A 15,981-nucleotide genomic window follows, 5' to 3' on the forward strand; every position below is an offset into this window, starting at 1 on the left:
TTCTTCAAAGGCTACCGTCCACAGTTCTACTTCCGTACAACTGACGTGACTGGTACTATCGAACTGCCAGAAGGCGTAGAGATGGTAATGCCAGGCGACAACATCAAGATGAAAGTGACTCTGATCTGCCCAATCGCGATGGACGAAGGTTTACGCTTCGCAATCCGTGAAGGTGGCCGTACAGTAGGTGCCGGTGTTGTAGCTAAGATCATCGCTTAATTGCGAACTTAGATATAGTACTGAAAAAGGAAGCTTCGGCTTCCTTTTTTGTTTAAGTCGATTATTTACTAGGTTTTGTGGGTTGCAACGGCTGTGCATCCTTGCTTACAAAGTCGAATAAGAATACAATCTATGGCCGATTTTTGACCCTGAGCTTATGCAACATGCGTTTCTAAGGGTATTCGGAATGCAGAGTATCTAAAGCGTATTGTAACTGGGTCGTATGTCCCTAATTATTGTGCTCAAGCTCAGGCCGTATTGAGTAACGGAATAACCGATGACAACAAATACTGAAAACCAGACTAACTCTCTGGATATCGTGAAGTGGGGTTTAGCGATCCTATTGCTGGCCGCTGCTGTTATTGGCAATCAAATGTATAGCGAGACAAGTGCCGTGATCCGTGCACTGGCTGTTATCGTTGCATTCGCTATTGCTGGTTTTATTGCCCTGCAAACAGAAAAGGGTAAGAAAGCCTTAGCGTTCGCTCGTGAGTCGCAAATTGAAGTGCGCAAGGTCGTATGGCCAACACGTCAAGAAGCGCTTAACACCACTTTTATTGTCCTTGCTGCAACAGGTATTTTAGCCCTTGTTTTATGGGGTTTAGATGCAGTGTTAATGCACATTGTCAATTTCATCACTGGCGTATAGGCACCTCGAATGACTGAAGCTAAAGAAGCTAAAAAAAGATGGTATGTAGTGCAGGCATTCTCAGGCTATGAAAGCCGAGTTTGTAAGTCACTGATTGAATACATTAAAATGCACGGCATGGAAGAGTACTTCGGCGAAGTATTGGTTCCGACTGAAGAAGTCATTGAAATGCGTGCAGGCCAGCGTCGTAAGAGTGAGCGTAAGTTTTTCCCTGGTTATGTTCTAGTCCAGATGGAAATGAACGATGACAGCTGGCATTTAGTCAAAAGCATCCCGCGTGTTTTAGGCTTTATTGGCGGAACTTCTGATCGTCCTGCCCCAATTTCAGATAGAGAAGCGGATGCAATTCTGCGTCGCTTACAAGAAACCACAGCTTCACCGACTCACCGTGTTATTTTCGAGCCGGGCGAAGTGGTGCGTGTTTGTGATGGTCCATTTGCTGACTTTAACGGTACTGTTGAAGAAGTGGATTATGACAAGAGCCGCGTAAAAGTGTCGGTAATGATCTTTGGTCGTTCTACACCTGTTGAGCTCGATTTTAGTCAAGTCGAAAAAGGCTGATTAAATTAAATACAAAAATCCGTTTGGCAACGGGTGCGGATTTCTATATAATCCGCACCCGTTGTTTTCGGGGGAGCACGTCGGCATGTCGCTGATGCGCGTTTGAACCCAAACTGAGGAAATGTCAGATGGCAAAAAAGATTGATGCTTATATTAAGCTACAAGTGAAATCAGGTTCTGCGAACCCTTCACCACCAGTTGGTCCAGCTCTGGGTCAGAAAGGTGTGAACATCATGGAATTCTGTAAAGCGTTCAACGCCCGTACAGAAAAAATGGAAAAAGGCATGCCTATTCCAGTCGTGATCACTGTATACAGTGACCGTTCATTCACTTTCGAAACTAAGACTCCACCAGCTTCTTACTTACTGAAGACTGCTGCAGGCCTGAAATCAGGTTCTCCACGTCCAAACACTCAGAAAGTAGGTACTATCGCTCGTGCTAAGATTCAAGAAATTGCTGAATTGAAAGCGGCCGATATGACTGGTGCTGATGTTGAAGCGATGACTCGCTCAATCGAAGGTACTGCGCGTTCAATGGGTTTGGTTGTAGAGGGTTAATATAATGGCAAAACTAACTAAACGCATGCGCGTAATCCGCGAGAAAGTTGACGGTACTAAGTTATACGAAATCAACGACGCTGTTGCTCTGTTAAAAGAATTAGCAACTGCTAAGTTCGTTGAAAGTGTTGACGTTGCTGTTAACCTGGGTATCGACCCACGTAAATCAGACCAAAACGTTCGTGGTGCTACTGTATTACCACACGGTACTGGTCGTGACGTTCGCGTTGCAGTATTTACACAAGGTGCAAATGCTGAAGCTGCAAAAGCTGCTGGTGCAGAACTCGTTGGTATGGATGATCTGGCTGAGCAAATCAAAGCTGGTGAAATGAACTTCGACGTAGTTATCGCATCTCCAGATGCAATGCGCGTTGTTGGTATGTTAGGTCAAATCTTAGGCCCACGTGGTTTAATGCCTAACCCAAAAACTGGCACAGTAACGCCAAACGTTGCTGAAGCAGTTAAGAACGCCAAAGCTGGTCAAGTTCGTTACCGCAACGACAAGAACGGTATTATCCACACTACTATCGGTAAAGTGGATTTCACACCAGTTCAATTGAAAGAAAACTTGGAAGCGTTAATCTCTGCACTGAAAAAGGCTAAGCCTGCAGTTGCAAAAGGTGTATACGTGAAAAAAGTAAGCATCTCTACCACTATGGGTGCAGGTGTTGCTGTTGACCAAGCTTCTCTCGAAACAGCTAACTAATTTTACAAGGTGCGTGCATTAGTCTATAATGCGCGCACTTTGTGGGTTGAAGCCTGTTTTTGATGCTTAATGCATCATTAATTAGGCTTCCGTCCAAGACCGCAGGTGTTTACTTTAACGGTTTACTTAATTTCCTGCGTAGACGGTGTCAGGCCCCAGCTAAATTTTTTTACTGGATAATCTGCACCGTAAGTCACTAAATACATAAGTATTTAGTATGGTAAGTACTAGGGAATACCCTAGGTGGAATCCAGGAGTAAAGCCAATGGCATTAAGACTCGAAGACAAAAAAGCGATTGTTGCTGAAGTCAACGAAGCTGCCAAAGGTGCGCTATCTGCAGTAGCCGCTGATTCACGCGGTGTAACTGTAGGTGCTATGACCGGTCTGCGTAAAAAAGCTCGCGAAGCTGGTGTTTATGTACGTGTAGTACGTAACACTTTGGCTCGTCGTGCTGTTGAAGGTACTGCATTTGAGTGCCTAGCAGAAACGTTCACTGGCCCAACTTTGATTGCTTTCTCTAACGAGCACCCAGGTGCTGCAGCTCGTCTGTTAAAAGACTTTGCTAAAGAGCAAGCTAACTTCGAAGTTAAAGGCGCAGCCTTTGAAGGGAATTTCATCCCTGCAGCTGACATTGATCGTTTGGCGAAACTGCCAACATACGAAGAAGCACTAGCTCAGTTAATGATGACTATGAAAGAAGCATCTGCTGGCAAGTTCGTTCGTACTCTGGCCGCCCTGCGCGATCAAAAACAAGAAGCCGCTTAATTTTAAGCTGGCTGCTTAATAAAATTGAATTCAGAACAATAGGAAACATTTGTTATGTCTATCACTAAAGACCAAATCTTAGAAGCCTTTGCAGCTATGTCTGTAATGGAAGTTGTTGAACTGATCGAAGCTATGGAAGAGAAGTTCGGCGTTTCTGCTGCTGCTGCAGTAGTTGCTGGCGGTGCTGCTGATGCAGGTGCTGCTGCTGAAGAACAAACAGAATTCAACGTAATTCTGACTGCTCACGGCGACAACAAAGTTGCAGTAATTAAAGCCATCCGTGGCGCAACTGGTTTAGGCCTGAAAGAAGCTAAAGCAATGTCTGAAGCTGCTCCAGTAGCAGTTAAAGAAGGCGTTTCTAAAGAAGAAGCTGAAGCTCTGAAGAAAGAACTGGTTGAAGCTGGTGCTACAGTAGAGATCAAGTAAGCTATTATCTAGCTTACTCACCCAAGCCAATTGGGTGGAGGCTGGCGGTTTTTTAACCGTCGGCCTTTTTTGCGCTATATGCGTCGGCGATTTTTTTTCACCGTTTATCGCCAAATTTTGCAGTCCCTAGCAGAGATTACTGGTTAGGTTCTTGCCATCAACGGTGATGGGCAAACGTGCTGAATTTAATGACTATTGTTATAAGTTCAGTCTTGGTCACATCTCGCAAGCAGAGGAAACCCATGGTTTACTCCTATTCTGAAAAGAAGCGTATTCGCAAAGACTTTGGTAAGCGTCCACAGGTGTTGGATATTCCTTACCTTTTGTCTATTCAGTTAGACTCTTTTAAGAAGTTCACCGATCAAGATCCTACCGGTGAGCGCGGTTTAGAAGCCGCCTTCCGTAGCGTTTTTCCCATCAAGAGCTTTTCTGGTAATTCAGAACTGCAATACGTCAGCTATAAGCTTGGCGAGCCTGTTTTTGATGTGAAAGAGTGTCAGATCCGTGGTGTTACATATTCAGCTCCACTGCGCGTTAAGTTACGCATGGTGTTGTATGATCGTGAAGCAGCGGCCGGCACTGTAAAAGATATTAAAGAACAAGAAGTCTACATGGGCGATATCCCATTGATGACTGACAACGGTACCTTTGTGATCAACGGTACTGAGCGTGTAATCGTATCTCAATTACACCGTTCTCCAGGCGTATTCTTCGATCACGACCGTGGTAAAACCCACTCATCAGGTAAGGTGCTGTATAACGCACGTATCATTCCTTACCGTGGTTCATGGTTAGACTTTGAATTCGATCCTAAAGATGCGCTGTTCGTACGTATTGACCGTCGCCGTAAATTACCTGCGACCATCATTCTGCGCGCATTAGAGTACTCTACTCAAGAGATCCTCGACCTGTTCTTCGAACGTGTTGAATTCAAGATCAAGAAAGATACTCTGGTTATGACCTTAGTACCTGAGCGTCTGCGTGGCGAAACCGCCAGCTACGACATCAAGGATGCTGAAGGTACCGTCTTGGTTGAAGCGGGCCGTCGCGTGACTGCACGTCATATTCGCCAACTCGAAAAAACCAACACCACTGAGCTCGAAGTACCAGTTGAGTACATCGTGGGCAAATATGCTGCTCAAGATTACATCGATCCGGACACGGGTGAAGTATTAGTTTCTGCTAACAGTGAAATCAGCTTAGAAGACTTAGCGAAGTTATCACTGGCAGGCATCAAAGAGCTGAGCACGTTGTACATCAACGAGCTAGACCACGGTGCTTACATCTCTGACACTCTGCGTATCGATCCAACCACTAACCGCTTAGAAGCGTTAGTTGAGATCTACCGCATGATGCGTCCTGGTGAGCCACCAACCAAAGATGCAGCAGAAGCCCTGTTCCAAAACTTATTCTTCAGTGAAGAACGTTATGACCTGTCTAAAGTAGGTCGTATGAAGTTCAACCGTCGTCTCAGCATTCCTGATGACGAAGGTAGCGGCGTACTGTCTAAAGAAGACATCGTTGCAGTAATGAAGAACATCATTCACATCCGTAACGGCTTCGACGAAGTGGACGATATCGACCACTTAGGTAACCGTCGTATTCGTTCTGTGGGTGAAATGGCTGAAAACCAATTCCGTGTTGGTCTGGTCCGTGTTGAGCGCGCCGTGCGTGAACGTCTGTCATTAGGCGATCTGAACGAGCTGATGCCACAAGACTTAATCAACGCTAAGCCAATTTCTGCTGCAGTGAAAGAGTTCTTCGGTTCTTCTCAGCTGTCACAATTCATGGACCAAAACAACCCGCTGTCAGAAGTAACGCATAAGCGTCGTATTTCTGCTCTAGGCCCAGGTGGTTTGACCCGTGAACGTGCAGGCTTCGAAGTCCGCGACGTACACCCAACGCACTATGGTCGTTTATGTCCAATTGAGACCCCTGAAGGTCCAAACATTGGTCTGATCAACTCATTAGCGAGCTTTGCCCGTACTAACTCTTACGGCTTCTTAGAAACCCCATACCGCAAAGTGGTAGACGGTGTGATCACTGACGATGTGGAATACTTGTCAGCGATTGAAGAAGGTCGTTATGTGATTGCACAGGCGAACATCGAAGTTGACTCACAAGGTCGCATGGTTGAAGAACAGATCGCATGTCGTCACAAAGGTGAATCTACCTTTATGCGCGCGTCTGACATTCAATACATGGACGTATCGCCACAACAGATCATCTCTGTTGCTGCGTCTCTGATCCCGTTCTTAGAACACGACGACGCGAACCGTGCATTGATGGGTGCGAACATGCAACGTCAAGCGGTACCAACACTGAAATCAGAGAAGCCTCTGGTCGGTACTGGTATTGAGCGCACGTTAGCTGTGGACTCAGGCGTAGTTGTTGCTGCCAAACGTGGCGGTGTGATCGATTACGTTGATGCGAGCCGTATCGTTGTTAAAGTAAATGAAGACGAGCTGCGCCCAGGCGAAGCGGGTATCGACATTTACAACCTGACTAAGTACACCCGTTCTAACCAAAACACTTGTATCAACCAACGTCCATGTTGTTCAGTTGGTGAGCCAGTGGTTCGTGGTGACGTGTTAGCAGACGGTCCGTCTACTGACTTAGGTGACTTAGCCCTTGGCCAGAACATGCGTATCGCGTTCATGCCTTGGAACGGTTACAACTTCGAAGACTCGATCTTAATTTCTGAGCGTGTTGCACAGGAAGACCGTTTCACCACTATCCACATTCAAGAGCTGTCTTGTATCGCTCGTGATACCAAGCTGGGTAGCGAAGAAATCACTGCTGACATTCCAAACGTAGGTGAATCTGCTCTGTCGAAACTCGACGAGTCAGGTATCGTTTACATCGGTGCAGAAGTGAAGGGTGGTGACATTCTGGTAGGTAAAGTCACGCCAAAAGGCGAGACACAACTGACTCCAGAAGAGAAGTTACTGCGCGCCATCTTCGGTGAGAAAGCGTCTGATGTGAAAGACAGCTCACTGCGTGTACCTAACTCTGTTAAAGGTACTATCATCGACGTGCAGGTATTTACCCGTGACGGCGTTGAGAAAGACAAACGCGCCATTGAAATCGAAGAAATGCACATTGCCCAAGCTCGTAAAGACTTAGGCGAAGAGTTCAAGATCCTTGAAGAAGGCGTATTGAGCCGTGCGCGCAACTTATTATTAAGTGCCGGTTTCACTGAAGCACAAATCGCAGCATTGCCACGTAAAGATGTATTGGTTCAAGTCATTGACGATGAAACCAAACAAACTGAACTTGAGCAATTAGCTGAACAGCATGAAGAGCTGAAAGCAGACTTCGATAAGAAGTTTGAAATCAAACGTCGCAAGATCACCCAAGGTGATGACTTGGCACCAGGCGTACTGAAGATCGTTAAGGTTTACTTAGCGGTTAAACGTACTATCCAACCAGGTGACAAGATGGCGGGTCGTCACGGTAACAAGGGTGTTATCTCTAAGATTAACCCAATTGAAGACATGCCGTACGACGAGCAAGGCAACCCTGTGGACATCGTATTGAACCCGCTAGGCGTTCCATCACGTATGAACATCGGTCAGGTTCTTGAAGTTCACTTAGGTGCTGCTGCTAAAGGTATTGGTAACAAGATTGCTGCCATGCTGGAAGATCAGCGCGAGAAGGGACTTGCAGAAGTTCGTAGCTACATCAAGCAAGTGTACGAATTAGGTGACGAAGTGCAGCAGCGCGTTGACATCGATTCATTCACTGACGATGAGTTACTGCGCTTAGCGAACAACCTGAAAGGCGGTATCCCAGTTGCTACGCCAGCCTTCGACGGTGCTAAAGAGAAAGAGATCAAGCAGATGCTTGAGCTTGCAGGCTTGCCAACCTCTGGTCAGCTGAAATTATTTGATGGTCGTACCGGTAACGAATTTGAGCGTCCAGTAACTGTAGGTTACATGTACATGCTCAAACTGAACCACTTAGTTGACGATAAGATGCACGCCCGTTCTACCGGTTCGTACAGCTTAGTGACTCAACAACCACTGGGCGGTAAAGCTCAGTTCGGTGGTCAGCGTTTCGGGGAGATGGAAGTGTGGGCACTAGAAGCATACGGTGCCGCTTATACGCTTCAAGAAATGCTCACCGTGAAATCGGATGACGTTAACGGTCGTACTCAGATGTATAAGAACATCGTCGACGGTAACCATCAGATGCAGCCTGGCATGCCAGAGTCCTTCAACGTATTACTGAAGGAGATCCGTTCACTCGGTATTAACATCGAGTTGGATCAGGAATAAGCGCAGGTATTTAGCCGCGTTTGGCAACAGAATGGTGCTCCGTGAGAGCGGAGCACCCGGTTTAACTCCTTCAGGAGAGAAACGTGAAAGACTTATTAAAGTTTCTGAAACAGCAAAGCAAGACTGAAGAATTTAACGGCATCAAAATTGGTCTGGCATCGCCTGATCTGATCCGTTCTTGGTCTTTTGGTGAAGTTAAGAAGCCAGAAACCATTAACTACCGTACCTTCAAGCCTGAGCGTGAAGGTCTGTTCTGTGCGCGTATCTTTGGCCCGGTCAAAGATTACGAATGTTTGTGCGGTAAGTACAAGCGTTTGAAGCACCGTGGTGTGATCTGTGAAAAGTGTGGCGTAGAAGTTACCCAGACTAAAGTACGTCGTGAGCGTATGGGTCACATTGAACTGGCTAGCCCAGTTGCCCACATTTGGTTCTTGAAATCACTGCCGTCCCGTATCGGTTTAATGCTAGACATGACGCTGCGTGATATCGAGCGCGTACTGTATTTTGAATCTTTCGTCGTGATCGAGCCTGGCATGACCAGCCTTGAACGTGGCCAAATGCTGACAGAAGAAAACTATCTGGACGCATTAGAAGAATACGGTGACGAATTCGAAGCTAAGATGGGTGCTGAAGCGGTATTAGAACTGCTGCGCGCGATCGATCTCGAAAAAGAAATCGAACAAATGCGTGAAGAGCTGCCATCAATCAACTCTGAGACTCGTCGCAAGAAAGTGACCAAGCGTCTTAAGTTGATGGAAGCGTTCCACACTTCTGGCAACAAGCCTGAGTGGATGATCTTAAAAGTACTGCCTGTGTTACCACCTGACTTACGTCCGCTGGTACCGCTCGATGGCGGCCGCTTCGCGACTTCAGATCTGAACGATCTGTACCGCCGCGTGATCAACCGTAACAACCGTTTGAAGCGTCTGTTAGATTTAGCTGCGCCGGACATCATCGTACGCAACGAAAAGCGTATGTTACAAGAGTCTGTTGATGCGCTATTAGATAACGGTCGTCGTGGTCGTGCTATTACCGGTTCTAACAAACGTCCTCTGAAATCTTTGGCCGATATGATCAAAGGTAAACAAGGTCGTTTCCGTCAGAACTTGTTAGGTAAGCGTGTTGACTACTCTGGTCGTTCGGTAATTACCGTAGGTCCTACTTTACGTCTGCACCAATGTGGTCTTCCTAAGAAGATGGCACTGGAACTGTTCAAGCCATTCATCTATGGCAAGCTGGAAGGTCGTGGCTTAGCGACAACCATCAAAGCTGCTAAGAAGATGGTAGAGCGTGAAGTGGCGGAAGTTTGGGACGTTCTGGATGAAGTGATCCGCGAACATCCAGTGATGCTTAACCGTGCACCAACACTGCACAGACTGGGTATCCAAGCGTTTGAACCTGTATTGATTGAAGGTAAAGCAATCCAGTTACACCCACTCGTTTGTGCGGCATACAACGCCGACTTCGACGGTGACCAAATGGCGGTACACGTACCGTTAACACTGGAAGCGCAGCTTGAAGCCCGTGCCCTGATGATGTCTACCAACAACATCCTGTCACCAGCGAACGGCGAGCCTGTAATCACACCATCTCAAGACGTGGTATTAGGTCTGTACTACACCAGCCGTGAGCGTATCAACGGCCGTGGTGAAGGTATGTACTTTATGTCTGTTGCAGAAGTTGAAAAAGCTTACGCAACTGGCGCTGCTGAACTGCATGCCCGCGTGAAAGTGCGTATCACTGAAACCGTTATCGGTGACAATGGTGAGCGTACTGAACAACGTCGTATCGTTGATACTACTGTTGGTCGTGCTCTGCTGTCACAAATTCTACCAGCAGGTTTGTCATTTGATCTGGTTAACCAGAACATGGGCAAAAAGCAGATTTCTAAACTATTGAACACTTGTTACCGTCAATTAGGTCTGAAAGATACCGTTATCTTCGCTGACCAACTGATGTACACAGGTTTCCGTTACGCCACTATCTCTGGTGCATCTGTCGGTATCGACGACATGGTGATCCCAGCTGAGAAGTACACCTTAGTTGCTGACGCTGAAGCAGAAGTGCTCGAAATTCAAGAGCAGTTCCAATCAGGTCTGGTGACCGCGGGTGAGCGTTACAACAAAGTAATCGACATCTGGGCAAGTGCGAACGAAAAAGTTTCTAAAGCGATGATGGAAAACCTGTCAACTGAGACAGTGATTAACCGTGATGGCGTTGAAGAGAAACAAGCTTCGTTCAACAGCATTTACATGATGGCCGACTCGGGCGCTCGTGGTAGTGCCGCACAGATCCGTCAGTTAGCGGGTATGCGTGGTCTGATGGCGAAACCAGACGGTTCGATCATCGAAACCCCAATCGTGGCGAACTTCCGTGAAGGTCTGAACGTACTTCAGTACTTCATCTCAACCCACGGTGCGCGTAAAGGTCTAGCCGATACCGCATTGAAGACAGCGAACTCGGGTTACCTGACTCGTCGTCTGGTTGACGTTGCTCAAGACTTAGTGGTCATCGAAGACGATTGTGGTACTCACGAAGGTCTGACAATGAAGCCGCTGATCGAAGGTGGTGACGTTGTTGAGCCATTACGTGAACGCGTACTGGGTCGTGTGGTTGCTGTTGATGTTCTGTACCCAGGTACTGAAGATGTGCTTGCACCACGTAACACTCTGCTCGACGAAGCATGGTGTGACAAGTTAGAAGAACACTCAATCGACGAAGTGATTGTACGTTCAGTAATTACCTGTGATACCGACTTCGGTGTGTGTGCGGCATGTTATGGCCGTGACTTAGCCCGTGGTCACCTGATTAACCACGGCGAAGCCATCGGTGTTGTCGCGGCACAATCAATCGGTGAACCAGGTACACAGTTAACGATGCGTACGTTCCACATCGGTGGTGCGGCATCGAGAGCGTCTGCAGAAAACAACGTCCAAGTGAAGAACTCTGGTTCGTTGAAACTGCACAACGCTAAGTACGTGACTAACACTGACGGCAAGCTGGTTATCGTTTCTCGTTCTTCTGAACTGGCGATCATCGACGAATTAGGTCGTGAGAAAGAGCGTTATAAAGTGCCTTACGGTACTGTGCTCGAGAAGTTAGAAGAAGCATCAGTAGAAGCGGGCGATATCATCGCTAACTGGGATCCACATACTCACCCAATCATCACTGAAGTGGCGGGTAGTATTAAGTTCGTTGACATGATCGACGGCGTGACCATGACTCGTCAAACAGACGAACTGACTGGTCTGTCATCAATCGTGATCCTCGACGTGGGTCAACGTGGTTCAGCGGGTAAAGAAATGCGCCCAATGATCCGTCTGGTTGGTGCCGACGGTAGTGACCTGATGATCCCAGGTACTGAAGTACCAGCACAATACTTCTTACCAGGCAGTGCGATCGTTAACCTTGACGACAACGCGCAAATCGCCGTGGGTGACGCGTTAGCACGTATTCCACAAGAATCGTCTAAAACACGCGACATCACGGGTGGTCTACCACGCGTTGCTGACCTGTTCGAAGCCCGTAAGCCAAAAGAGCCAGCTATTCTGGCGGAAATCTCTGGTACCATCTCGTTTGGTAAAGAGACCAAAGGCAAGCGTCGTCTGGTGATCACACCAGCGGATGGCGGTGAACAGTACGAAGAGATGATCCCGAAATGGCGTAACTTAAACGTGTTCGAAGGTGAAAAAGTCGAACGTGGTGAAGTTATTGCTGACGGTCCAGAAGCGGCGCACGACATTCTGCGTCTACGTGGCATCCACAACGTAGCAAACTACATTGTGAATGAAGTACAAGACGTATACCGTCTACAAGGCGTGAAGATCAACGATAAACATATCGAAGTGATCATCCGTCAAATGCTGCGTAAGTGCGTGATCACCTCTGCGGGTGACAGTGAGTTCTTAGAAGGCGAACAAGTAGAAGTGTCTCGCGTGAAGATCGCTAACCGCGACCTGATCGAACAAGGCAAAGTGCCTGCGACCTTCGAACGTGAACTGCTGGGTATTACCAAAGCGTCTCTGGCAACAGAATCGTTTATCTCTGCAGCATCGTTCCAAGAAACAACTCGCGTACTGACAGAAGCTGCCGTAGGTGGTAAGTCTGATAACTTACGTGGTCTGAAAGAAAACGTAATCGTTGGCCGTCTGATCCCAGCCGGTACTGGTTATGCTTATCACAAGACCCGTAACGATGCCCGTGCTAAGAAAGACGAGCCAGTTGTAGTGAATAAGATCACTGCAAGTGAAGCGGAACAAAATCTTGCTGACCTCTTAAACCTGGCTGGTAGCCAAGATTAAGTGAACAGTTTGTAACAAAAAGGCGCCAATGGCGCCTTTTTTATTGGAAAATGCCGCAAAAGTTGGCTATTTCTTGACAGTCAGGCTTTACCTTTCTAAAATTCCGCGTCCCACCATTGTGGGATATAGATTTTTCACACCTTATCGTTGAGTTTGATTCAACTGACTCGGAGCTATACATGGCAACTGTAAACCAGTTGGTACGTAAGCCACGCGCGCCAAAAGTCGACAAGACTAATGTGCCTGCGTTGAATGCGTGCCCACAAAAGCGTGGTGTTTGTACACGTGTGTACACAACTACCCCTAAAAAACCTAACTCTGCACTACGTAAAGTAGCTCGTGTGCGCTTAACTAACGGTTTCGAAGTAACTTCGTACATCGGCGGTGAAGGCCACAACCTGCAGGAACACAGCGTGATTTTGATCCGTGGTGGTCGTGTTAAAGACTTACCAGGTGTTCGCTACCACACTGTTCGTGGCGCATTAGACTGTGCAGGCGTGACTTCACGTCGCCAAAGCCGTTCTAAGTACGGTGCTAAGCGTCCTAAGTCTTAACGTATCCGTTAAGTAAGGCCAAGCTAGTTTATTTTGAGAATTCCAGTTTTGGAAATCCCTGAAGCATACGGAGAATTGTTATGCCAAGACGTCGCGTTGTAGGACAACGTAAAATCCTACCAGATCCAAAGTTTCACAGTGAGTTGCTGGCTAAGTTCATCAACGTCATTATGCAGGACGGCAAAAAGTCGACTGCCGAAAAAATCATTTACAAGGCTCTTGATGTTATCGCTGAAAAGAAAGGCGCTAACCATTTAGACATCCTTGAAGCAGCCCTGGACAACGTTCGCCCATCAGTCGAAGTTAAATCTCGTCGCGTTGGTGGTTCTACTTACCAGGTACCATGTGAAGTTCGTCCTGTGCGTCGTAACGCACTGGCGATGCGCTGGTTAGTTGAAGCTGCTCGTAAGCGTGGTGAAAAATCTATGGCTTTACGTCTAGCAGGTGAAATGCTAGATGCGTCTGAAAACAAAGGTACTGCTGTTAAGAAGCGTGAAGACGTGCATCGCATGGCTGAAGCTAACAAAGCCTTTGCTCATTACCGTTGGTAATCTGATGGTGTGGGCTTAGGCCCACACCATCGTTGTTGATATTGCCAAGGCATTAGTCTTGGTGGAGAGGGTATAATCGTGGCTCGTACAACCCCAATTGAGCGTTATCGTAATATCGGTATTTGTGCTCATGTGGATGCAGGTAAAACCACCACAACAGAACGTGTTCTGTTCTATACCGGTTTGTCTCATAAAATCGGTGAGGTGCATGACGGCGCCGCGACCACTGACTGGATGGTACAAGAGCAAGAGCGTGGTATTACTATCACCTCGGCTGCTGTAACCACATTCTGGCGTGGTATGGATGCTCAATTCACTGAACACCGCATCAATATCATCGATACCCCTGGTCACGTTGACTTCACTATTGAAGTTGAACGTTCTTTGCGCGTTCTTGACGGCGCTGTAGTGGTTTTCTGTGGTTCTTCAGGTGTTGAACCTCAATCAGAAACCGTTTGGCGTCAAGCTGACAAATACCGCGTTCCACGCTTAGTGTTTGTTAACAAGATGGACCGCGCAGGTGCGGACTTTGAACGTGTAGTGAAGCAAATCAGAACTCGCCTAGGAGCGACTTGTGTGCCTATTCAACTGAATATCGGCGCAGAAGAAAACTTCACTGGCGTGATCGACTTAATCAAGATGAAAGCCATTAACTGGAACGAAGCGGACCAGGGTATGACTTTCACTTATGAAGAGATCCCTGCAGAGTTAGCGGCGAAAGCGGCTGAAATGCATGAGTATCTGGTTGAGGCAGCAGCCGAGGCCTCGGATGAACTGATGGACAAGTACCTTGAAGAAGGCACACTGTCAGAAGACGAGATCAAAAAGGCACTGCGTCAGCGTACTATTAATAATGAAATCGTTTTAGCGACCTGTGGTTCTGCATTTAAGAACAAAGGCGTTCAAGCGGTTCTTGATGCGGTTGTGGAATTCTTGCCAGCCCCCGTCGATGTGCCTCCAATTAAGGGCATTGATGACAATGAGCAAGAAGTTGAACGCCCATCAGATGACAATGCCCCTTTTGCGGCGTTGGCATTTAAGATTGCTACAGACCCGTTCGTGGGCACTTTGACCTTTATTCGCGTGTACTCTGGCGTACTCGAATCAGGTTCTGGCGTTTATAACTCTGTTAAACAGAAACGTGAACGTATCGGCCGTATCGTGCAAATGCACGCTAACGATCGTACAGAACTGAAAGAAGTTCGTGCAGGTGATATCGCTGCGGCTATCGGTCTGAAAGAAGTCACCACGGGTGATACACTTTGTGATCCTGATCATAAGGTGATCTTGGAACGCATGGAGTTCCCTGAGCCAGTAATTACCATTGCCGTTGAGCCTAAGTCTAAAGCAGACCAAGATAAAATGGGTATCGCGCTGCAAAAACTCGCAGCGGAAGATCCATCCTTCCGGGTTGAGACTGACGAAGAATCATCACAAACACTGATTTCTGGAATGGGTGAGTTACACTTAGACATTATCGTTGACCGTATGCGTCGCGAATTTGGTGTTGAGTGTAACGTTGGTAAGCCACAAGTGGCCTACCGCGAAACCATTCGCGCATCAGTCGAGGCTGAAGGTAAATTTGTACGCCAATCAGGTGGCCGTGGACAATTCGGTCATGTTTGGTTAAAACTAGAGCCTAATGAAGAAGGCGCTGGTTACGAATTTATCAACGCAATCGTTGGGGGTGTAGTTCCACGTGAATTCATTCCTGCGGTTGATAAAGGTATCCAAGAGCAGATGAAGAACGGTGTTCTCGCCGGCTTCCCTGTGTTGGACGTGAAGGTCACTCTGTTCGACGGTTCATATCACGATGTGGACTCGAATGAAATGGCGTTCAAAATTGCGGGTTCTATGGGCTTCAAAAAGGGTGCGCTTGAAGCGAATCCTGTGTTGCTCGAGCCTTGCATGAAAGTAGAAGTAACTACTCCTGAGAACTACATGGGCGATGTGGTTGGTGACTTAAACCGTCGTCGTGGTTTGATTGAAGGTATGGATGATGGCTTCGGTGGCATCAAGATAGTCCATGCTGTAGTGCCTCTTTCTGAAATGTTTGGTTATGCAACTGATTTGCGTTCTGCGACTCAGGGTCGCGCTTCTTACTCCATGGAGTTTTTGAAGTACTCTGATGCACCGCAAAACATTGCGAAAGCGATTATTGAATCTCGTAGCTAATTTTAAGTTACGACATAAATGTAATATGGTCCTGTTGATACAGGATTATTCTGAAAAGAAAGGAATATATCGTGGCAAAAGCTAAATTTGAACGTAATAAGCCTCACGTAAACGTGGGCACCATTGGTCACGTTGACCATGGTAAAACCACTCTGACTGCAGCTATCTCTCACGTACTGGCTAAGACCTACGGTGGTGAAGCTAAAGACTTCTCTCAAATCGATAACGCTCCAGAA

General features: G+C 47.2%; 13 protein-coding genes. All 13 read left to right on the forward strand.

Annotated features, from left to right (window positions below; all coding sequences use genetic code 11):
- Nucleotides 1–219 (forward strand): EF-Tu C-terminal domain-related protein (locus L2713_RS20290; protein ID WP_487250724.1); only part of this gene is annotated, 219 nt, incomplete at its 5' end.
- Between the two features lie 277 nt (nt 220–496).
- Nucleotides 497–868, forward strand: a complete 372-nt coding sequence (secE, locus tag L2713_RS20295; RefSeq protein ID WP_011621018.1) for a preprotein translocase subunit SecE — start codon at nt 497–499, stop codon at nt 866–868.
- A 9-nt stretch (nt 869–877) separates the two neighbouring features.
- Nucleotides 878–1,429 carry a transcription termination/antitermination protein NusG gene (nusG, locus tag L2713_RS20300; protein ID WP_109287938.1) on the forward strand — a complete coding sequence of 184 codons (552 nt, stop codon included), beginning with the start codon at nt 878–880 and terminating at the stop codon, nt 1,427–1,429.
- A 128-nt stretch (nt 1,430–1,557) separates the two neighbouring features.
- Nucleotides 1,558–1,986 (forward strand): 50S ribosomal protein L11, encoded by a 429-nt coding sequence (gene rplK, locus L2713_RS20305; RefSeq protein ID WP_011621019.1) that lies wholly within the window; start codon nt 1,558–1,560, stop codon nt 1,984–1,986.
- A gap of 4 nt (nt 1,987–1,990) precedes the next feature.
- Complete coding sequence (gene rplA / locus L2713_RS20310) at nt 1,991–2,692, forward strand: 50S ribosomal protein L1 (RefSeq protein WP_248969094.1); 702 nt, start codon at nt 1,991–1,993, stop codon at nt 2,690–2,692.
- A 265-nt stretch (nt 2,693–2,957) separates the two neighbouring features.
- A complete protein-coding gene (gene rplJ / locus L2713_RS20315; protein ID WP_011070609.1) occupies nt 2,958–3,458 on the forward strand; it encodes a 50S ribosomal protein L10 in 501 nt (166 codons plus the stop codon).
- A 54-nt stretch (nt 3,459–3,512) separates the two neighbouring features.
- Nucleotides 3,513–3,884 (forward strand): 50S ribosomal protein L7/L12, encoded by a 372-nt coding sequence (gene rplL / locus L2713_RS20320; RefSeq protein ID WP_011621021.1) that lies wholly within the window; start codon nt 3,513–3,515, stop codon nt 3,882–3,884.
- Between the two features lie 242 nt (nt 3,885–4,126).
- Nucleotides 4,127–8,164, forward strand: coding sequence for a DNA-directed RNA polymerase subunit beta (gene rpoB / locus L2713_RS20325; RefSeq protein WP_089066695.1), 4,038 nt, complete (start codon nt 4,127–4,129; stop codon nt 8,162–8,164).
- Between the two features lie 83 nt (nt 8,165–8,247).
- On the forward strand, nt 8,248–12,465 hold the full coding sequence (rpoC, locus tag L2713_RS20330) for a DNA-directed RNA polymerase subunit beta' (RefSeq protein WP_109287940.1): 4,218 nt from the start codon (nt 8,248–8,250) through the stop codon (nt 12,463–12,465).
- A 179-nt stretch (nt 12,466–12,644) separates the two neighbouring features.
- Nucleotides 12,645–13,019 (forward strand): 30S ribosomal protein S12, encoded by a 375-nt coding sequence (rpsL, locus tag L2713_RS20335; protein WP_011070612.1) that lies wholly within the window; start codon nt 12,645–12,647, stop codon nt 13,017–13,019.
- A gap of 80 nt (nt 13,020–13,099) precedes the next feature.
- The gene (gene rpsG / locus L2713_RS20340) at nt 13,100–13,570 is read left to right on the forward strand and encodes a 30S ribosomal protein S7 (protein ID WP_011070613.1); all 471 of its coding nucleotides are present in this window, start codon (nt 13,100–13,102) and stop codon (nt 13,568–13,570) included.
- Nucleotides 13,571–13,648: 78 nt separating this feature from the next.
- Nucleotides 13,649–15,745, forward strand: a complete 2,097-nt coding sequence (fusA, locus tag L2713_RS20345; protein WP_248969095.1) for an elongation factor G — start codon at nt 13,649–13,651, stop codon at nt 15,743–15,745.
- A gap of 71 nt (nt 15,746–15,816) precedes the next feature.
- A partial coding sequence (locus tag L2713_RS20350) for a GTP-binding protein (RefSeq protein WP_248969096.1) occupies nt 15,817–15,981 on the forward strand: 165 nt, incomplete at its 3' end.

Origin of the sequence: Shewanella seohaensis, assembly GCF_023283775.1 — a bacterium.
Taxonomy (GTDB): Bacteria; Pseudomonadota; Gammaproteobacteria; order Enterobacterales; family Shewanellaceae; genus Shewanella; species Shewanella seohaensis.